This is a genomic window from Tessaracoccus caeni (assembly GCF_029211185.1).
Taxonomy (GTDB): domain Bacteria; phylum Actinomycetota; class Actinomycetes; order Propionibacteriales; family Propionibacteriaceae; genus Arachnia; species Arachnia caeni.
Map to the genome: position 1 here is coordinate 351,304 of NZ_JARGDO010000001.1, position 18,285 is coordinate 369,588.

The following is an 18,285-nucleotide window of genomic DNA, read 5'->3' on the forward strand; positions in this document are numbered from 1 at the left end:
GTTTTCCCCTTAGTACTTCATCAGGTTGACGTCGTCGACCGAGGCCGTGCGACGTGCGCGATAGACCGCCACGATGATGGCCAGGCCCACCACGACCTCCGCGGCGGCCGCGACCATGACGAAGAACGCCGCGATCTGACCGTCGAGGTTGCCGTGCTGGCGGGCGAACGCCACGAAGGCGAGGTTTGCCGAGTTCAGCATCATCTCGATGCTCATGAACACGATCAGCGCGTTGCGGCGCAGCAGGAAGCCGGCGACGCCGATGGCGAACAGGATCGCCGACAGCACCAGCAGGGATCCGGTGGTCATGCTTGCTCTCCTTCAGCGTCGGCGTCGGCCTGTGTGAGCGCCTTCAGCGTGGACTCGGTGGGGGCGCGCAACTCGTCGACATCCACCACCACGCCACGAGCCATGAGGGTCTTGGACAGCGACTTCTCGGCGACGGAGCCGTCGGGAAGCAGGGCCGGGATGTGGATGGCGTTGTGTCGGGCGAAGACGCCGGAGCTGGGCAGCGGGCCCGGGTGGGTTCCCTCCTCGACGTAGGCCTCGACGCGCTCGGCGGCGAGATCCTCCTGCGTCTTCTTCTCCTTGAGCTTCTCGCCGTGGGCCAGCACCATGGCGCCGACGGCCGCGACGATGATCAGCGCGCCGCTGATCTCGAAGGTGAGCACGTAGTCGGTGAACAGCAGGGCCGCGATCGACGGGATGTTGCCGTCCTGCGCAGCGTTGGCCTCAGCCAGGCCGACCGGCTCGCCGAGCACCGCGAGCTGGCCGACGGCGGCGATCAGCAGGATGCCCAAGCCGATCACCGCGACGGTGGCGGCGACGCGGTGGCCCTTGATCGTCTCCACCACGGAATCGGTGGCGTCGACGCCGATCAGCATCACGACGAACAGGAACAGCATCAGGATCGCGCCGGTGTAGACGATGATCTGGATCACGAACAGGAAGGGCGCATCCTGGGCGGCGTACAGCACCGCCAGGCCCACCATGACGCCGGCCATCGCGATGGCCGAATGCACGGGCTTGCGGGACAGCAGCAGCGCCAGGGCGCAGATCACGATGATCGGCGCCGTCGCCCAGAACGCCACGTCGGCGCCGGTGACCAGCGGAGTAAGGGTGATCATTTCGTCGCTCCTGAGGTGGCGCTACGGGTGTCGGGCTCACCGGTGGCGGGCAGGCCGAGGAAGTAGTCCTTCTCGTCGTCGCCCAGCCGGCGCGGATGCGGCGGCTGTTCCATGCCCGGCAGCAGCGGCGCCAGCAGATCCTGCTTCTCGTAGATCAGATCCTTGCGCGTGGAGTCGGCCAGCTTGAACTCGTTGGTCATCGTCAGCGCGCGCGTCGGGCAGGCCTCGATACACAGGCCGCAGAAGATGCAGCGCAGGTAGTTGATCTGGTAGACGCGGCCGTAGCGCTCCCCCGGCGAGAAGCGATCGTCGTCGGTGTTGTCCGCGCCTTCGACGTAGATCGCGTCGGCGGGGCAGGCCCAGGCGCACAGCTCGCAGCCCACGCACTTCTCCAGGCCATCCGGCCAGCGGTTGAGCTGATGCCGGCCGTGGAAGCGCGGCATCGTGACCTTCTCTTTGCCCTTCTCGGGGTAGCCCTGCGTGAAGGGCTTGCGGAAGATCGTCCGGAGCGTGACGCCGAATCCGGCCCACGGATCGAAGAGTCCCATCAGGATTCCTTCCCATCGGAGACGGCGACGGCGTCGGCCTCGTCGTGCGAGCCCTTGACCACGCCCGCGAACTCGGGCAGCACCTGACCCGGCCGCGGTGGCACGGGATAGCCGCCTTCGAACGGATCGAAGGTCTCGTTGTCGTAGACCTGGGGCTCGGGCTCGAGTTCCTGCGGATCGCGGCTGCCCACCAGCAGGTAGACGGCGAGGATCAGGATGATCGCCATCGGCATGGTGTAGTCGGGGGCGAGCCCCACCAGCACGATCCACAGCAGCGAGATCGGGATCAGCGCCTTCCAGCCGAGGTTCATGAACTGGTCGTAGCGGAACCGAGGCAGGGTGCCGCGCAGCCACACGAACACCGAGAACACCAGCTGGACCTTGACCATGAAGACGATCGGGCCGAACCAGGCGTTGTCAAGGAACGGGATCAGGTTGAGCGGCCACGGCATCAGGTAGCCGCCGAGGAACAGCGTCACGCAGAGCGCGGACACGGTGACCATGTTGATGTACTCCGCGAGGAAGTACATGGCGTAGCGGAAGCCGGAGTACTCGGTGAGGTAACCAGAGACCAGCTCGGACTCGCACTCGGGCAGGTCGAAGGGCGCGCGGTTGGTCTCGCCCACCATCGAGATGAAGTAGATCACGAAGGCGGGGAACAGCAGCAGCGCGTACCAACCGGGCAGGCCCGTGTTGAATGTGATGTCGGTGAACGGGATCTGGCCCTGCAGCGTGACCCGCTGGGCCTCGACGATCTGGTAGGTGGACATCGAGTTGGCCATCAGGAACACGCCCACCATGGACAGGCCCATCGCGACCTCGTAGGAGATCATCTGAGCCGTCGAGCGCACCGCGCCGAGGAAGGAATAGGTGTTCGACGACGCCCAGCCCGCGAGCACGATGCCGTAGATACCGATCGACGCGATCGCCATCACGAACAGCGCCGCGACCGGAAGGTCGGTGGCCTGCAGCCGGGTCTCGATGCCGAACATGGTGACCTCACCGCCGAACGGGATCACCGTCCAGGTGGTGAAGGCGGCGGCGCCGGTGAGGATGGGGCCGAGGTTGAAGACGAACTTGTCGGCCTTGTTAGGCCGGAAGTCCTCTTTGAGAATCAGCTTCGCACCGTCGGCCAGGGCCTGCCCGAGGCCGAAGGGGCCGTTCATGATCGGGCCCAGCCGGTGCTGCATCTTGCCGACGAGGCGACGCTCGTACCAGACGTTGAAGATGGTCCACAGCAGCAGGACGACGAAGAGCGCTACGACCTTGATCAGGACGAGCCACCACGGGTCCTGGAAGAAGATGTTCATTCCTGGTCTCCTTCATCGATGGCGACGGCGGCGATGGATACGCTCGCGCCTGGGGCGGCAGGAGCCCGCCCGAAGGCGCCTCCCGCGTTCATGGGCACCCAGACGACATCGTCGAGGATCGTCTCGGTGATGCCGACGGGAAGCAGCTGCTGGCGGCCGTTCGCGGTGATCTGCACCACCTCGGTGATGCCGTGCTTGTCGGCGGTGGCCTGGCTGAGCTTGGCCATCGCCGGGCGCGCGGTGGCCCGCAGCGCCAGCTCGTAGTCGGTACCGCGGGAGGCGTCGATCAGCTCGTGCCAGGTGGCCAGCACGACACCCTCGGCCGCGCGGCTCGCTTCGACCTGCGGCGAAGCCGCACGCTGACCGTCCCAGGTACCCAACTCCTCCAGGTCGGCCATCGCCTCGACGGAGGTGCGGAAGCCCAGCTCCGAGCCCAGTGCGTCGGCCAAGGCAGCCAGGATGCGCAGGTCGGTCATGGGCGTCAGCTTCGCCTTGGTCACCAGGCGCACCGGCAGTTGGCGATGCTCCCAGTTGTGGAAGTGTCCGGCCTGCTCCTCGATCAGCGCCGCGGGGAAGACGACGTCCGCCCGCTCGGTCACTTCCGAGGTGCGCTGCTCGATGCTGACCACGAAGTCGGCGGCCTCGAGACCGGCCAACGCGGCGGCGGGATCGGCCAGGTCGCCGGGCTCGACGCCCGCCACGACCAAGGCCTTGAGTTCTCCGGCGGCTGCGGCGCGGAACTGCTCGTCGGCCGTGAGCCCCTTGCCCGCGGGAAGAGCGGAGAGACCCCAGTGCGAGGCGACGTCGACGCGCGCGTCGGCCGCCTCCGCGGGGCGTCCGCCCGGCAGCAGGTTGGGCAGGCAGCCGGCGGCGATGGCGCCCATGTCGCCCGCGCGGCGCGGCATCCACGCCAGCCGAGCGCCGGTGGCGTCGGAGACCTCGCCTGCGGCGGTGAGCACGCCCGGGATGGTCCCGGCCCGCTCCCCCACCATGATCACGCTGTCGGCACCGAGCCCCTTGAGCGCGCGCAGGGTGTGCGCCTCCTCGCCGGGAACCGTGGGAACCAGCGTGGCCTTGAGCTTGTCGGAGCCCCGCGACGAGAACGGCGCGAGGGTGATCACCTTGAGTCCGGCCTTGCGGACCGCCTTGCGCAGGCGGAGGAACACGATGCCGGCCTCGTCCTCGGGCTCGAAGCAGACCAGAACGACCTGCTTGGCCTGCTCGAGATCGGAGTAGGTGACCGACTCGGCCAGTTCCTTGCCTGCCACGCGGGCGGCGATGAACTGGGCCTCCTCGCCCGAAGCCGGGCGGGAGCGGAAGTCGATGCTGTTGGTGCCGAGCACGGCGCGCGCGAACCGGGAGTAGGCGTAGGCGTTCTCGACGGTCAGGCGACCGCCGGTCTGCACGCCGACCGCGGAGCCAGCAGCCTTGAGGCCGCGCACAGCCACGTCGACAGCCTCGGGCCAGCTCGCGGACTGCAGCACGCCGTCGCGGCGCACCAGCGGACGGGTCAGCCGGTCCTCACCGCGGCCGTACATGAATCCGAAGCGGCCCTTGTCGCAGTTCCACTCCTCGTTCACCTCGGGGTTGTTGCCTGCCTGGCGCCGCTTCACCTGATGGTGACGATGATCGGTGCGCAGCTCGCAACCGCCCGCGCAGTGCTCGCACGTGGTGGTGGTGGACTTCAGGTCGAACGGACGCGACTGGAAGCGGTAGGCCGCCGAGGTGAGCGCGCCCACCGGGCAGATCTGCACCACGTTGCCGGAGAAGTACGAGTCGTAGGGATCCTCTTCGTAGTGGCCCACCTGCTGCAGCGCGCCGCGCTCGACCAGCGCGATGAACGGGTCGCCCGAGATCTGCTCGGAGAAGCGGGTGCAACGCGCGCACAGCACGCAGCGCTCGCGGTCCAGCAGGATCTGCGCCGAGACGTTGACCGGCTTGGGGAAGGTGCGCTTCAGGTTGCCGTGGAAACGGGACTCGCTGGGGCCGTTGGCCAGCGCCTGGTTCTGCAGGGGGCACTCGCCGCCCTTGTCGCAGATCGGGCAATCCAGCGGGTGGTTGATCAGCAGCAGCTCGAGGATGCCCTTCTGGGCCTTCTCCGCGGCGGGCGACGACACCTGGGTCTTGACGACCATGCCTTCGGCCACCGGCATCGTGCAGGAGGCCTGCGGCTTGGGGAAGCCCCGGCCGTTGCCGGCGTCGGGAATATCGACCAGGCACTGGCGGCAGGCGCCGACCGGGTCGAGCAGCGGGTGATCGCAGAAGCGCGGGATCGCGGTGCCGATCATCTCGGCGGCGCGGATGATCAGCGTGTTCTTCGGGACGCTGACCTCCACCCCGTCGATGGTCAGCGAGACCAGATCGGGCTTAGGCACGACCTGGCCGGCGGACTTGCTGGTGTCGACGCTCATCGCACAGCTCCTTCCGTCTCGGTGGCCCAGAGGGCGCTCTTCTCGTAGGGGAAAAGCTCCCGAGCCGGCGTGTGATAACCCGCCTCGAACTCGGAGCGGAAGTGGCGAATCGCGCTGGTCACGCAGGCGACGGCGCCATCGGCGAGGGCGCAGAACGACTTGCCGCCGATGTTGTCGCAGAGGTCGAGCACCTTGTCGACGTCGCCCTCTTCGGCCGTGCCGGCCTCGAACTTCATCAGCAGCTGGGTGAGCCACCAGGTGCCCTCGCGGCACGGGGTGCACTTGCCGCAGGACTCGTGCTTGTAGAACTCGACCCAGCGCAGCGTGGTGCGCACCACGGAGACGGTCTCGTCGAAGATCTGCAGCGCCTTGGTGCCGAGCATCGTGCCCGCGCCGGCCATGCCCTCGTAGTCGAGGGGAAGGTCGAGATGCTCCTCCACCAGGATCGGCGTGGACGAGCCACCCGGGGTGAAGAACTTGAGCTGGTGCCCGTCGCGGATGCCGCCGGCCAGCTCGAGCAGCTGGCGCAGCGTGATGCCCATCGGCGCCTCGTACTGGCCGGGACGCTTCACGTGGCCGGAGAGCGAGTAGAGCGTCATGCCCTTCGAGCGCTCCGTGCCCATGGCCTGGAACCACTCCTTGCCGTTGTCGACGATGCTGGGCACCGACGCGATCGACTCGACGTTGTTGATCACCGTCGGCGACGCGTACAGGCCCGCGACGGCCGGGAACGGCGGGCGCAGACGCGGCTGGCCGCGTCGGCCCTCGAGCGAGTCGAGCAGCGCTGTCTCCTCGCCGCAGATGTAAGCGCCGGCGCCGGCGTGCACGATCACGTCGAGGTCGTAGCCGGTGCCCTGGATGTTCTTACCGAGGTAGCCGGCGTCGTAGGCCTCCTGGACCGCCTGCTGGAGGCGGCGGATGACGTGCAGCACCTCGCCGCGGCAGTAGATGAAGGCGTGGTTGGAGTTGATCGCATAGGACGCGATGATCACGCCCTCCACCAGGGTGTGAGGGCTGGCCATCAGCAGCGGCATGTCCTTGCAGGTGCCCGGCTCCGACTCGTCGGCGTTGACCACGAGGTACTTCGGGTTGGGGTTGTCCTGCGGCACGAAGGACCACTTCATGCCGGTCGGGAAGCCTGCGCCTCCGCGGCCGCGGAGACCGGCGTCCTTGACGAGGTTCACCACGTCGGTGGGCTGCATGGCGAGCGCCTTGCGCAGCGCCCGGTAGCCGCCGGAGGCCTCGTAGCGGGAGAGCTTCCAGCTCTTGTCCTGGCCCCACTGGGAGCTCAGGACGGGGGTCAGCAGGTCGGTCACTTCGCCTCCTCGGTGACGGCGGCCAAGACCTCGGCCGGATTCGGCGCGCTCCAATTGCGCTCCCGGGCGATCTCGACGCCGGCCAGCGACGCGTGACCCGCGGACGGGCCCTCGTCGGCGCGGCCGTCGGGGAAGCCTGCGAGCACGCGCTCGGCTCCGCGCCACGACGTGAGCACGGCGCCCCGCGAGGAGACCACCTCTTCGTCGTTGAGCAACCGGTCGATCAGCTCGTCGGTCTTGGCGGGGTCCATGTTGTCGAAGAACTCCCAGTTGACCATCATCACCGGCGCGTAGTCGCAGGCGGCGTTGCACTCGAGGCGCTCCAGCGAGACCTTGCCGCACGGGGTGGTCTGGTTCTCGTCGATGCCGAGACGCTGCTTGGCCCGCTCCATCAGTTCGTCGCCGCCCATCACCGCGCACAGCGCGGTGGTGCACACACCCAGGTGGTGCTTGCCGGCCGGGCGGCGCTTGTACATGGTGTAGAAGGTGGCCACGCCGGAGACCTGAGCGGTGCTGATGCCCAGGATGTCGGCGCACACCTCGATGCCCCGGGGGCTGATCCGCCCGTCGACCGACTGCACGAGGTGCAGCATCGGCAGCAGCGCCGAGCGGGCCTGCGGGTAGCGCCCGGCCAGCTCCTGCAGCTCGGCGATGGCGGTCTCGTCGATGTTGGTGGACTGATCGGAGTAGTCGACCGAACCGGACTCGGGGAAATGGGATTCGAAGTGACCGCTCATCGGTCGACACCTCCAAGAACGGGATCGAGGCTGGCCACGGCCACCACGACGTCGGACATCATGCCGCCCTCGCACATGTAGGGAACGGACTGCAGGTGATTGAAGCCCGGGTCGCGGAAGTGCACCCGGTAGGGACGCGTGCCGCCGTCGGAGACCAGATGCACGCCCAGCTCGCCCTTAGGCGACTCGATCGCCTGGTAGACCTGGCCCACCGGCACCTTGAAGCCCTCGGTGACGATCTTGAAGTGGTGGATCAGCGCCTCCATGGACTCGCCCATGATGTGCTTGATGTGCTCGTTGCTGTTGCCCTGGCCGTCGGAGCCCAGCGACAGCTGAGCCGGCCAGGCGATCTTCTGGTCGCCCACCATGACGGGCTGGCCCTGGGTCTTCTCCAGACGGTCGGCGCACTGCTCGACGATCTTGAGCGACTCCCAGCACTCCGCCAGGCGGATCCGGAAGCGCGCGTACGCGTCGTTGCCCTCCCAGGTGATCGACTCGAAGTCGTAGGTCTCGTAGCCGCAGTACGGCTGCACCTTGCGCAGATCCCAGGGGAAGCCGGTGGCGCGCAGCGGCGGGCCGGAGACGCCGAGCATCATGGCGCCGGTCAGGTCCATCTTGGCGACGTTCTTCATGCGGCCGATGAAGATGGGGTTCTTGTTGCAGAAGGTGGCGTACTCGGGCAGGTGCCGCTTCAGCCAGTCGATGACGTTGCGCAGGTGCGAGATGCCGTCGTCGGGAAGGTCGTTGGCGACGCCGCCCGGGCGGATGTAGGCGTGGTTCATGCGCAGGCCGGAGAGGGCCTCGAGGAAGTCGAGGATCATCTCGCGCTCGCGGAAGGCGATGGTCATGACGGTCAGCGCGCCGATCTCCATGCCGCCGGTGCCCATGGCGACCAGGTGCGAGGCGATCCGGTTGAGCTCCATCACGAGCACGCGGATGACGCTGGCCCGCTCGGGGATGTCATCGGTGATGCCCAGCAGCTTCTCCACGGCGAGGCAGTAAGCGGCCTCGTTGAACAGCGGAGCGACGTAGTCCATGCGGGTGCAGTACGTGACGCCCTGCGTCCACGTCTTGTACTCCATGTTCTTCTCGATGCCGGTGTGCAGGAAGCCGATGCCGGGGCGGATCGAGGTGACGGTCTCGCCGTCCATCTCGAGGATCAGGCGCAGCACGCCATGGGTGGACGGATGCTGCGGCCCCATGTTGACGACGATGGTCTCGTCGCCGCGCTCGGCCTGCTCGTTGGCGATCTCCTGCCAGTCGCCGCCCTGGGAGAAGTAGACGTGATCGGCCGGCTTCTCACCCGGGGCCGCGAACGGATCGGCGGTGGTGTTGGCTTCGGTGCTCACGAGTAGGTCCTCCGGTTGTCGGGAGCGGGCACCTTGGCGCCCTTGTACTCAACGTCGACGCCGCCCAGCGGGTAGTCCTTGCGCTGCGGGTGACCCGACCAGTCGTCGGGCATCAGGATGCGGGTGAGTGACGGGTGCCCGTCGAAGATCACGCCGAACATGTCCCAGGTCTCGCGCTCGTGCCAGTCGGCCATCGGGTAGGTGGCGACGACGGAGGGCACGTGCGGATCCTCCTCGGGGCAGGTCACCTCGAGGCGCACGCGGCGATTGTGGGTGATGCTGAGCAGGTGGTAGGCGACGTGCAGCTCGGCGCCGGTCTCCTGCGGGTAGTGCACACCGGAGACCGAGACGCACGCCTCGAAGCGCAGATGCGCGTCGTCGCGGAACTGCTGCACCGTCTCCAGCAGCTGCTCGCGCGGCACGTAGATGGTCAGCTCGCCGCGGTCGAAGAGCACGCGAGCATCGGCCAGGGCCGGAACCACCTCGATCGCGCGAGAGTAGACCGCATCGGAGGGCTCGTCGAACGGCGGCTCGGTGCGGCCAGGCATCGAGAACTCGCGCCGCAGGCCGCCGTAGCCGGAGGTGTCGCCGCTGCCCCGCGACCACATGCCCTGCTTGCGGGCGAAGACCGGCCGGGAGTCGCCGGAGCCGGATACCTCGGGAAGGTTCTGCTCGGTCATCGCATGAGCCCCTTCATCTCGATCGTGGCGGGCGCGACGAGAGCCTCTTGCTCGGCCTTCTCCTCGAGTTCGAGACGGTGGCCGCCGATGGGATCGTGCTGGACCATCTCACGCAGCTTGAACACCGCGTCGATGAGCATGTCGGGGCGCGGAGGGCAGCCCGGCAGGTACATGTCGACGGGCAGGAAGTGATCGCAGCCCTGGATGATCGCGTAGTTGTTGAACATGCCGCCGGAGGACGCGCAGGCCCCCATCGACAGCACCCACTTGGGGTGGGGCATCTGGTCGTAGACCTGGCGGATGACGGGGGCCATCTTCTGGCTCACGCGGCCCGAGACGATCATCAGGTCGGCCTGGCGCGGCGAGGCGCGGAAGACCTCCTGGCCCCAGCGGCCGGCATCGTAGCGCGGCGTGCCGTAGGCCATCATCTCGATCGCGCAGCAGGCCAGGCCCATGGTGGCCGGCCAGAACGACGCCTTGCGCAGCCAGCCGGCCACGCCCTCGACGGTGGTCAGCAGGATGCCCTGCGGAATCTTGTCTTCGAGTCCCATCGATACTCCTAAAGAATCATTCCCAGTCGAGGCCGTTGCGGCGCAGGACGTAGAAGTAGGCGACGAACACCGCCAGGATGAACACCAGCACGGAGAGCACCGTGAAGGTGCCCAGGATGTTGTGGGCCACGGCCCAGGGGAAAAGGAACACCAGCGCGATGTCGAAGACGATGAACAGCATCGCGGTGATGTAGTACTTCACCGGGAAACGACCGCCGCCGACGGGCTGAGGGGTGGGCTGGATGCCGCACTCATAGGTGTCGTACTTGGCGCGGTTGTATCGAGCCGGGCCGACGTTCACGCTCAAGATGATCGACACCACCACGAAAGCCGTGGCCAGGACCACCATTCCCACAATCGGGATGTATAGATTCACGTCGCTCAGACCTTTCCCTGATTCATCCAGCTAGACCGACGGTGCGACCTTGCACAGTGCGTTGATAATGCGGTCCATCGCGTCGCCGTCACGGGCGTCGGTCAGGTTGGCCAGCAGCTTATGCACGAAGCGCATCAGCGTCTTGCGCGGCAGGCCGTATTTCGTGCAAAGGCTCATGATTCGGGGTTCCCCGATCAATTTCGCGAAGATCGTGCCGAGCCGATAGTAGCCACCGAGTTCGTCCTCGAGACGAGTGGGGTAGCCTTGCAGCGCCCTCTCGGCGGACGCGGTGTTCACGCCCCGCGAGAGCGCCTCGGAGATGGCGTCGGCGGCGTACTCGCCGGACTCCATCGCCGCGGAGATGCCCTCGCCGTTGAAGGGGCTGGCCATGCCGCCGGCATCCCCCACCAAGACGAGGCCCCTGCCGTAGTGCGGCTTGCGGTTGAAGGCCATGGGGATGGCCGCGCCCTGCACCTTGCCCACGCGGTTCTCGTCGCGGAAGCCCCATTCCTCGGGGGTGCCGTCGAGCCACTGCTTGAGCATGGCGCGGTAGTCGGTCTTGCCGAAGCCCGTGGACGTGCTGACCACGCCGAGGCCGGCGTTGATGGTGCCGTCGCCCATGGGGAAGATCCAGCCGTAGCCGGGCAGCAGATTGGACTCTCCGCGCTTGCCGTCCCACAGCTCCAGCCAGGACTCGAGGTACTCGTCGTCGTGGCGAGGCGAGGTGTAGTAGGTGCGCACGGCGACGCCCATGGGGCGGTCCTCGCGCTTGTTGATGCCCATGGCCACGGACAGCCGCGACGAGTTGCCGTCGGCGGCGACGACGATCGGCGCCCGGAACCGGGCGCCGTCCTTGGTGGTCACGCCGACGATGCGGCCGGTGCGCTCGTCGAGGATGGGCTCGGTGACGTTGGCCCCTTGGTGCAGCGTCGCCCCCGCGGCGACGGCATGATCGGCAAGGAGGTTGTCGAAGTCGCCGCGGTTGCGGCACAGCCCGTAGGGCGGGAAGTCGGTGAGGTCGGGCCACTCGAGCTCGAAAGGCTCTTCGCGACCGCCGTAGATACGCAGTCCTTTGTTATGCAGCCAGCCGGCCTCGACGGAGGTGTCGATGCCGAGCTTGGTCAGCGCACGGGTGGCGCGCGGAGTAAGACCGTCGCCACAGACCTTCTCACGAGGGAAGTGGGACTTCTCGAGGAGGGCGACGTTCACCCCGCGCTGCGCCAGGTAAGAAGCGGCCGTGGAGCCGCCTGGTCCCGCTCCGACGATCACGACATCCGCTTCGGTCGTCTCCCCGGCGGGTGCCTTGGGGTTGGACATGCAGACTCCTAACAGCTTCGTCTCTTGCGAGTGGCTACGACCTGCCCAGTCTAGGGCTCGGCCAGGATTTCAGCCAACCCACGAACAATTCGGTTAATTCCTATCCGACTAGGGCTTTTACCCCTACAGCCAGGACTTTGCCGGCCGTATTTTCGCCACATTTTCATTGCTTATTACTAGTTTACGTAGGAGACCCTCCCAGATGCCCACCGCCCCCGGGATGCGCATGCCTCTGGTGCCCTATAAGGTCGGTCAAGTGACTCTGGAGTTCGGTAGTTCTCGGGTGCGTGCCACCACCGTGGCGATTGACGACCCCGGACCCCTCGAGCGCTTCCTGCCCGAGTCCGGCCCGTACGCCGCGTTCATCAGACGCGGCGAGGGCTTCATCGCACTCGGCGAGGTGGCGCGCTTCGAGACCGACTTCGCCGCTGCCGCCGACGTCTGGTGGAGCGAGATCAGCAAGCAGATCGACCACGATTCCGAGTTGTTCGGCATGGCCGGGACCGGTCCCCTGGCCCTCGGCAGCTTCACCTTCGACCCCGACCGCTCGCAGCACACCTCGGTGCTGAGCGTGCCGCACACCATCGTCGGTAAGCGCGACGGGCAGGCCTGGCTGACCGTCATGGAGCCCCAAGGCAGCATTCAGCTGCCGCCCGTCGGCGAGCCGCTGATCTCCCCCGTCGGCGTCACCCTCCGGGACGGATCCCTGTCGGAGCGCGGCTGGGCGGACATCGTCAGCAACGTGATCGACCGGATCCGCGGCGCCCAGGTGCACAAGGTGGTGCTGGCCCGCGACCTGCTCGTGACCGCCGACGAGCCCATCGATCTCCGCCACCCGTACCGTCGCCTGCTGGAGGGCTACCCCACCACCTGGTGCTATCTGGTCGACGGGATGATCGGCGCCACGCCGGAGTTGCTGGTCCGCCGGATCGGCGGCCTCGTGACCTCCCGCGTGCTCGCGGGAACGATCTCGGTGGAGCCAGAGCGCACCGACGCGCTGAACAAGGCCGCCGAGCTCGCGCGTTCCGAGAAGGACATGGCCGAGCACGAGTTCGCGGTCAAGTCCGTGGCCGAGGCGCTCGCCCCCTACTGCCCCGCGATGAACGTGCCAGAGACGCCGTCGGTGCTGCCGCTGCCGAACGTGCTGCACCTCGCCACCGATATCACGGGCGTGGCCTCGCCGGACGTCAGTTCCTTGGCCTTGGCCGGGGCGCTGCACCCGAGCGCCGCGGTGTGCGGCACCCCCACCCACCTCGCGCTCGATCTGATCAACGAGCTCGAAGGCCTCGATCGCGGCCGCTACGCCGGCCCCGTCGGATGGATGGACACCCAGGGCGACGGCGAGTGGGTGATCGCGCTGCGCGGCGGCCAGGTGCTGCCGACCTCCCCTGAAGAGATCCGGCTGTTCGCCGGCGCCGGCATCGTCGCGAACTCCCGCCCGGATGCCGAGGTCGCCGAGACCAACGCCAAGCTGGTCCCCATGCTCCAGGCCCTCGGCCTCGCCCCCTAGTCGCTCGTGTAACGATGAGGAGCCGGGCACGCAGCCCGGCTCCTCATCTTCGTTCGATCAGCTCAGCTGTCAGCGCTTGTTGCGCTGGACCTGGATCTTCTTCCGGTCGGCGGCCAGACCCGCTTGGGCGGCCTTCTGCTCGGCGAGGATCCGCTTGCTCTCCTCCTGCTGGTCCATCATCGACTCGCGGTCCATGCCAGAGCTCAGGATGCTGAACGCGATGGCCGCGATCAGGATGCTGACCCACAGCGGAAGCCCGAGCACCAGCGGCAGCGTCACCAGCGCGATCATGTCGATGCCGCGCAGCATCGAGAACATCAGGCCCGGGGGCATGGCGCCGAAGCCCGTCGTCACCAGCGGACCCTGGTAGGAGGCCGGCTTGGCCGAGATCCAGCGCACCGCGCCGAGGAAGCCGCCGAGGGCCGCCACCAGGGACGAGGTGATGGCCTCGTAGACGGAGCCCTGGGCGCCGCCCGCGACTCCGAGGAAGGCCGGCGAGATGGCACCGCCCCAGACCAGGGCGAGCACCCCAGGAACAACCATGCAGGCCTGGCGCACCTTGGCCGCCGAGAACGGGAAGCAGCGCTGGAGGCCCTTCGTGCGGCTCATCACGCGCAGCTGGTTCATGAACGGCACCAGCGCGATCATCAGCACGATCGCGGAGATCGTGACGTTGATCGTCGTCATGCCGAGCGCGTGCACCGCATAGGGCGCCACCGCCGACAGCGCCAGCATCAGCAACGGCTTGGGATAGCGCCACAGCCGCTGCACGTCGCGCATCACCAACGCCGTCGCCCCCTTGCCTGAGCCCCGGGTGGGACGCACATGGCCGCGTTCGCGCGACTCGTGCTCGACGAGGATGTCGCGGATCAGCGCGAATTCCAGGGCGAAGGCCGCACCCTGCATGCCGGAGAGCAGCGCGCCACCGGAGGTGAGGCGCTGACGACGGATGCCTCGCAGGCGCAGGTAGCCGACGATGCCGCCCACCACGAGCAGCACCAGGCCCACGCCTCCGACGATCAGCTCGAGTTCGAGGTTGAGCGACGGCAGGTGCGCGGCGTCGACTCGACCGGCAGCGGCCAGCACCAACAGGCTCAAGGTGCCTACGACGAGCAGGCCCAGCAGCCACTGCAGCAACCGCACCAGCCATCGTCGCTCGATGCCCTGTTCGGCTGCCGCGAGCGCCGCGAGGCCGGCGGCCCCCAAGCCTGTGGCCAATGCCCACAGCCCCACCTGAACCAGCGACGAGCCGACCAGGGCCGCGACCAAAGCGGCCAGCACCGCGCCGCCGGCGAAGGCCACGACGATGGCCGAGACGAGGCGTCCGGCCAGCAGGCGGCGTCGATCGGCGGTGCCATCCATCAACCAGAAGCCCTCAGCAGCGCTCGCCAGGATGGGGCCGAACATGTGACAGGCGGCCAGCGTAATGGCCAGCACCGCGGCGACGGCGGCCCACGGCAGCAGGCCACGGGCAGCCACGCAGCCGTCGGTGTCGCACGCGGCGGCGTTGCTCTGGGCCTGGATGATCGCGTTGACCAGCATCGCGCCCAGCACGATCACCGAGAAGGCCATCACGTAGCCGTCGGACAGGGCCTGCCAGATCGAGCGGTCGGCGCGCCCGCGCCGCCAGTCGCGCATCAGGAGCTTCAGCTCCTTCTCGTGGACCTGACCGATGGGGCCGAACTTGGCCTCGTCGGAGATCGCTTCGAGTTGATCGTCGCTCACTGGGCGCCCTCCAGCCGCACCTCGCGGGCCCCGATCGCCTTGATGAGGCTGGGCTCGTGGCTGGCCAGCACGATCGCCAAGCCATCGCGCATGTCGTTCTTCAGCCGGCGACCGAGCCACTCCACGCCCTCGACGTCGAGGCGCTGCTCGGGCTCGTCGAGCACCAGCAGCCGGCGCGGTCGGACCAGGGCCGTGGCCAGCGCGAGACGGCGGCGCTGACCGGAGGAAAGGGTGGTGGGCAGCTGGCCCGCCTGCGGAACGAGCTGCACCTCGTCGAGCACCTCGTCGACGAGGGCATCGGGGTCTTCCAGGCCGTGCGCCCGGGCGAGCAGGTCGAGGTGCTCCACGACGGCGAGGTCGGGGAAGAAGTCGAGGTCGTCGATGACGGTGGCCACGTCCTGCCGGATCTGGGGGTTCGCCTCGTTCATCCGGTTCCCGCACACCATCACGGTGCCTTCGTCGGGTCGGTCCGCCCCCACCAGGCAGCGCAGCACGGTGGACTTGCCTGCGCCGTTTCGTCCTGTCAGCGCCACCGCCTCCCCTGCTTTGACGGTGAGGTTGAATCCCTCGACGATGGTTACCGGCCCGTAGGCCTTCTTGAGGTTCGTCACCTCGAGCACGACGTCTTTCTTAGCCACGGGCCCTATTCTCCCCCATCCTCCCAAGGCTGACGAACCGAGCGTCCGCGCGTCCTCGGATGCCCGTTGTCGGTGAGGGGCGTTAGGCTGCTTCTCATGGTTAGTGAGGCGAGGGCGACCCTGGAAAAGCGCCACGGTGATGTGCAGCGCATGTTCGACGGCGTGGCCAAGCGCTACGACTTCATGAACTCCGTGATGAGTGCCGGGCAGGATCGCGCGTGGCGCCGCGCCACCGTGGAGGCCATCGCCCCGCGTGCGGGCGAACTGGTGCTGGATCTGGCCGCCGGAACGGCCAAGTCGTCCGCTGCCATCGCCGAACAAGGCGCGCGGGTGACGGCCGCCGATCTCTCCTACGGCATGCTGCACGAGGGCCTGGAGCAGTTCCCCCACCTCGACTTCGTCAACGCCGACGCCTTGGCGCTGCCCTTCGACGACGAGGTCTTCGACGCCGTCACCATCAGCTATGGCCTGCGCAACATCGACGACACCGCGGCCGCGCTCGCCGAGATGCGCCGCGTCACCAAGCCGGGCGGGCGTCTCGTCGTCAACGAGTTCTCCACCCCCACCAACGGCGCCTTCCGCTACGTCTACGACCACTACCTGCCCGTCGCGCTGCCCGCTATGGCGAAGCTGTCGAGCAACCGCGTCGCCTACGAGTACCTGGCGGAGTCGATCCTCGCGTGGCCCAGCCAGCGCGAGCTTGCCGTCGTGATGGCGGAGGTCGGATGGGTCGACGTCGAGTGGCGCAATCTGTCCGGCGGCATCGTGGCCCTGCATCGCGGCTGGAAGCGCTGAGCCTTGGATCCCCGGATCGTGCTGGACGCGTATGCCGCGAGGAGCTGCCCCGTCAAGACCTACAACGCGTTCGACCCCTTCGTCGAACAGCCCTCGGTGCCCGACGACGAGTCGCTACGGGAGTCCTTTCAGGGCGGGCGGGCGTACCGGGAGCTGGTGCTCGACCATCTGGCCGCCAACCCCGATGCCGTGGATCTGCGTGAGTGCGATCCGGCTGCCCGCCAGTCGCAGACCCTGGCTGCCCTCGCCGCGGGGGCGAGCGTCGTGGTGGCTCCCAAGCTGCCGGCCGATCGTGAGGGCGGGCGATCGGGCCAGCCAGATGCCCTGGTGCGCGACGACGGCGCTCCCGACGAGGCGCCCGGCTATTGGCCGCTGAAGGTCAAGCCCTATCGCGTCACCGAGAAGGAGACCGGCTCCACGCAGTTGCTGGGTTCGGTCGCCGATTCCATCGCCCGTCGCTCCCCCACCCCCGGCTTGCGGTTCCGCTCCTACCGCGAAGGCGTGCTGCTGGAACTGGCCCACCACTGGCGCATGCTGGAGGCACTGGGCTACGCGACCCACACGCCGTGGGCGTGCGTCGTCGGGCAGTCTCGCAACCCCGATTCGAAGCCGCGCGGCACCTGGCTGCTGCTCAGCAACAAGTTCATCCGCACCTTCTCCCGCACCGCCGGATACAAACTGCGCTCACCGCTCGAGCGCTACGACCACGAGTTCCGCTTCCGCCTGCACGTCGCCGAGAGCGCCATCCAGCACACACCCGACGACGACGCTCCGCCCGTGGTGCGCCCCATCCGAGTGAAGGAATGCGAGTGGTGCCCCTGGTGGCAGGTGTGTCTGCCGCGGATGGACCGCGACGACCTGTCGCTGCGGATCTCCAAGGCGCCTTTGGACGTGCGGGAACTCCAGACGCTCGCCGGCTTGGGCATTCACACGGTCCCTCAGCTGGCCGAGGCCGATATCGACGCGATCCTTCCCGCCTATCTGCCCCAGACCACGCACCGCGACCGCTCCGAGCAGCGCCTCCGGCAGGCCGCGCGCCGCGCCCGGATGCTGGCCAAGAACGTCTCGCTGGAGCGTATCTCCACCGAACCCATCGCGGTGCCGCGCGCCACCGTCGAGGTGGATCTGGACATCGAGACCAACGACGACGGCCTGGTCTATCTGTGGGGCGCCCTGGTCTCTGCTCCCGGAGAGTCGCCGCGTTACGTTGCGTTCTCCCGCTTCGAGGCCCTGCGCAACAGCGACGAGGTGCGTCTTGCGGAGGAGTTCGCGGAATGGCTCTGCGCGCTGCACGACGAGCACCCGGATCTCCTGGTCTATCACTACTCCGACTACGAGACGGTGCACCTGCGCCAGCTCTCGCAGCGCTCGCGCAACCCTGCTTTGAAGGAGGCCGTCACGCTCATCCCCGACCACTTCGTCGATCTGTTCCGCTATACGCGCGACAACTTCGTCGGGGTCGATGGCTTGGGTTTGAAGGTGGTCGCCACCGAAGGGGCCGGCTTCCATTGGCGCGACGAGGAACCCGGCGGACTGGCATCGATCGCCTGGTTCACCCAGGCCATCAGCGACCCCGACCCGGCCGTCCGCGAGGCCGCCCGGATTCGGGTGATGCAGTACAACGAAGACGACGTCCGCGCCACCCTGGCCCTCCGCGAGTGGTTCGACCACATCGACGCAGACGCCTGACGCCCCCCTCGTCACGAGCCAGTGTCACCCCACACACCCCTCAGGACACGAGCCGGTGTCACCCCTCACGCTCTTTGAGGTGCGGAGGCGTCGGGCGAGGAACGAGCCCCAAAGCCGAAGCCTCGAAAAGAGCTGGCGTGACCTTTGGCAGAGACTGCCGTTTGGCTGCCAGCCGGCTCTTTTCGAGGCTCGTTCCTCGCACCTCA

At 67.9% G+C, this 18,285-nt stretch carries 17 protein-coding genes; 3 read left to right on the plus strand and 14 right to left on the minus strand.

Annotated features, from left to right (window positions below; translation table 11 throughout):
• Positions 1-9: 9 nt before the first annotated feature.
• The 12 genes from nuoK to P0D62_RS01705 are packed head-to-tail and all read right to left on the minus strand — an operon-like array spanning position 10 to position 11,722.
• Entirely contained in the window at positions 10-309 is a 300-nt protein-coding gene (gene nuoK / locus P0D62_RS01650) for an NADH-quinone oxidoreductase subunit NuoK (protein ID WP_275700863.1), read from the minus strand.
• Positions 306-1,127: an NADH-quinone oxidoreductase subunit J gene (locus tag P0D62_RS01655; RefSeq protein WP_275700864.1), complete on the minus strand. Its 822-nt coding sequence runs from the start codon at positions 1,125-1,127 to the stop codon at positions 306-308. Before P0D62_RS01655 ends, nuoK begins: the two co-directional genes overlap by 4 nt.
• A complete protein-coding gene (gene nuoI / locus P0D62_RS01660) occupies positions 1,124-1,675 on the minus strand; it encodes an NADH-quinone oxidoreductase subunit NuoI (RefSeq protein ID WP_275700865.1) in 552 nt (183 codons plus the stop codon). The genes P0D62_RS01655 and nuoI overlap by 4 nt, the downstream gene beginning before the upstream one ends.
• Positions 1,675-2,985: an NADH-quinone oxidoreductase subunit NuoH gene (nuoH, locus tag P0D62_RS01665; protein ID WP_275700866.1), complete on the minus strand. Its 1,311-nt coding sequence runs from the start codon at positions 2,983-2,985 to the stop codon at positions 1,675-1,677. Before nuoH ends, nuoI begins: the two co-directional genes overlap by 1 nt.
• Positions 2,982-5,396: an NADH-quinone oxidoreductase subunit G gene (locus tag P0D62_RS01670; protein WP_319946977.1), complete on the minus strand. Its 2,415-nt coding sequence runs from the start codon at positions 5,394-5,396 to the stop codon at positions 2,982-2,984. The genes nuoH and P0D62_RS01670 overlap by 4 nt, the downstream gene beginning before the upstream one ends.
• Positions 5,393-6,712, minus strand: coding sequence for an NADH-quinone oxidoreductase subunit NuoF (gene nuoF, locus P0D62_RS01675; RefSeq protein WP_275700867.1), 1,320 nt, complete (start codon positions 6,710-6,712; stop codon positions 5,393-5,395). Before nuoF ends, P0D62_RS01670 begins: the two co-directional genes overlap by 4 nt.
• Positions 6,709-7,449, minus strand: a complete 741-nt coding sequence (gene nuoE, locus P0D62_RS01680) for an NADH-quinone oxidoreductase subunit NuoE (protein WP_275700868.1) — start codon at positions 7,447-7,449, stop codon at positions 6,709-6,711. The genes nuoF and nuoE overlap by 4 nt, the downstream gene beginning before the upstream one ends.
• Positions 7,446-8,798, minus strand: a complete 1,353-nt coding sequence (locus P0D62_RS01685; protein ID WP_275700869.1) for an NADH-quinone oxidoreductase subunit D — start codon at positions 8,796-8,798, stop codon at positions 7,446-7,448. The genes nuoE and P0D62_RS01685 overlap by 4 nt, the downstream gene beginning before the upstream one ends.
• On the minus strand, positions 8,795-9,478 hold the full coding sequence (locus P0D62_RS01690) for an NADH-quinone oxidoreductase subunit C (RefSeq protein WP_275700870.1): 684 nt from the start codon (positions 9,476-9,478) through the stop codon (positions 8,795-8,797). Before P0D62_RS01690 ends, P0D62_RS01685 begins: the two co-directional genes overlap by 4 nt.
• Positions 9,475-10,029: a NuoB/complex I 20 kDa subunit family protein gene (locus tag P0D62_RS01695; protein WP_275700871.1), complete on the minus strand. Its 555-nt coding sequence runs from the start codon at positions 10,027-10,029 to the stop codon at positions 9,475-9,477. The genes P0D62_RS01690 and P0D62_RS01695 overlap by 4 nt, the downstream gene beginning before the upstream one ends.
• Before the next feature lie 16 nt (positions 10,030-10,045).
• Positions 10,046-10,405, minus strand: a complete 360-nt coding sequence (locus P0D62_RS01700) for an NADH-quinone oxidoreductase subunit A (RefSeq protein ID WP_275700872.1) — start codon at positions 10,403-10,405, stop codon at positions 10,046-10,048.
• A 30-nt stretch (positions 10,406-10,435) separates the two neighbouring features.
• A complete protein-coding gene (locus P0D62_RS01705; protein ID WP_275700873.1) occupies positions 10,436-11,722 on the minus strand; it encodes a geranylgeranyl reductase family protein in 1,287 nt (428 codons plus the stop codon).
• 202 nt (positions 11,723-11,924) lie between these two features.
• On the opposite strand from P0D62_RS01705, the gene P0D62_RS01710 reads away from it, so the two are divergent.
• Positions 11,925-13,232: an isochorismate synthase gene (locus P0D62_RS01710; protein ID WP_275700874.1), complete on the plus strand. Its 1,308-nt coding sequence runs from the start codon at positions 11,925-11,927 to the stop codon at positions 13,230-13,232.
• Between the two features lie 69 nt (positions 13,233-13,301).
• On the opposite strand, the gene P0D62_RS01715 is transcribed toward P0D62_RS01710, so the two are convergent.
• Positions 13,302-14,957 carry a DUF6297 family protein gene (locus tag P0D62_RS01715; RefSeq protein ID WP_275700875.1) on the minus strand — a complete coding sequence of 552 codons (1,656 nt, stop codon included), beginning with the start codon at positions 14,955-14,957 and terminating at the stop codon, positions 13,302-13,304.
• Positions 14,954-15,577, minus strand: a complete 624-nt coding sequence (locus tag P0D62_RS01720) for an ABC transporter ATP-binding protein (RefSeq protein ID WP_406708210.1) — start codon at positions 15,575-15,577, stop codon at positions 14,954-14,956. The genes P0D62_RS01715 and P0D62_RS01720 overlap by 4 nt, the downstream gene beginning before the upstream one ends.
• Before the next feature lie 114 nt (positions 15,578-15,691).
• On the opposite strand from P0D62_RS01720, the gene P0D62_RS01725 reads away from it, so the two are divergent.
• A complete protein-coding gene (locus tag P0D62_RS01725; protein ID WP_275700877.1) occupies positions 15,692-16,390 on the plus strand; it encodes a demethylmenaquinone methyltransferase in 699 nt (232 codons plus the stop codon).
• A gap of 18 nt (positions 16,391-16,408) precedes the next feature.
• A complete protein-coding gene (locus P0D62_RS01730) occupies positions 16,409-18,079 on the plus strand; it encodes a TM0106 family RecB-like putative nuclease (protein WP_275700878.1) in 1,671 nt (556 codons plus the stop codon).
• Positions 18,080-18,285 lie beyond the last annotated feature (206 nt).

Bases quoted from the DNA above. Each gene is read 5' to 3' on its own strand.
- nuoK (WP_275700863.1), bottom strand. From the start codon at position 309: ATGACCACCGGATCCCTGCTGGTGCTGTCGGCGATCCTGTTCGCCATC.
- P0D62_RS01655 (WP_275700864.1), bottom strand. From the start codon at position 1,127: ATGATCACCCTTACTCCGCTGGTCACCGGCGCCGACGTGGCGTTCTGG.
- nuoI (WP_275700865.1), bottom strand. From the start codon at position 1,675: ATGGGACTCTTCGATCCGTGGGCCGGATTCGGCGTCACGCTCCGGACG.
- nuoH (WP_275700866.1), bottom strand. From the start codon at position 2,985: ATGAACATCTTCTTCCAGGACCCGTGGTGGCTCGTCCTGATCAAGGTC.
- P0D62_RS01670 (WP_319946977.1), bottom strand. From the start codon at position 5,396: ATGAGCGTCGACACCAGCAAGTCCGCCGGCCAGGTCGTGCCTAAGCCC.
- nuoE (WP_275700868.1), bottom strand. From the start codon at position 7,449: ATGAGCGGTCACTTCGAATCCCATTTCCCCGAGTCCGGTTCGGTCGAC.
- P0D62_RS01690 (WP_275700870.1), bottom strand. From the start codon at position 9,478: ATGACCGAGCAGAACCTTCCCGAGGTATCCGGCTCCGGCGACTCCCGG.
- P0D62_RS01695 (WP_275700871.1), bottom strand. From the start codon at position 10,029: ATGGGACTCGAAGACAAGATTCCGCAGGGCATCCTGCTGACCACCGTC.
- P0D62_RS01705 (WP_275700873.1), bottom strand. From the start codon at position 11,722: ATGTCCAACCCCAAGGCACCCGCCGGGGAGACGACCGAAGCGGATGTC.
- P0D62_RS01710 (WP_275700874.1), top strand. From the start codon at position 11,925: ATGCCCACCGCCCCCGGGATGCGCATGCCTCTGGTGCCCTATAAGGTC.
- P0D62_RS01725 (WP_275700877.1), top strand. From the start codon at position 15,692: ATGGTTAGTGAGGCGAGGGCGACCCTGGAAAAGCGCCACGGTGATGTG.